The following is a 545-nucleotide window of genomic DNA, read 5'->3' as shown; positions in this document are numbered from 1 at the left end:
TTTTGGCGAAAGATTATCCGTGGAATCAGCATCAACATCTATTTCAGATATTCAGCAATGGATTATCAGTAATATAAAAAACGGACTGAAATATTTGAATGTTTTCAATGATACGTCAACTGTCTTTGCTGGTGAACAAGGAAACTTTAATATTATTGTATTTGGACAAAATCCCAATGAAGCAACCATGATTATTATCAATCACTGGAATGCACATATATGGGCTGTATCGTGTGGTACAGATTTAGGTACTTGGAAATGGATGCAATTACATAAATGATTATTTCACAAAATAATTTGACCATCCCCCACCGTTTCTTCCGTTTCTTGTAGCTATAATTCCGCTTGATGTACCTATCATTATCTGGCACACAGCTTCTGAAGCAGAACCATCATAAGGACTTGACGTAATGCACGTAATCCACTGATTCCGTAGCTGTTGAGGGATATGCTTCTGTAGTTCAGCATCCCAGCCATTCAGTGTACGGATATCCGTAGTTAAGATAACATCCGGATTTACAGATGCATCCTGTTTATTTTTAATC

2 protein-coding genes are annotated in these 545 nt (G+C 36.9%); one reads left to right on the top strand and one right to left on the bottom strand.

The genetic code is table 11. The features are described from left to right. On the top strand, positions 1-280 hold a 280-nt coding region (locus WKT10_RS15935), incomplete at its 5' end, for a hypothetical protein (RefSeq protein WP_340278055.1). Here the strand turns inward: WKT10_RS15935 and WKT10_RS15930 are convergent. Further along, the coding region (locus tag WKT10_RS15930) for a hypothetical protein (protein ID WP_340278054.1) at positions 281-545 on the bottom strand (265 nt) is incomplete at its 5' end.

Origin of the sequence: Enterocloster sp. HCN-30185 (assembly GCF_037890305.1) — a bacterium.
Classification (GTDB): Bacteria; Bacillota; Clostridia; order Lachnospirales; family Lachnospiraceae; genus Enterocloster.
This window is presented reverse-complemented; position numbering and strand designations above follow the sequence as displayed.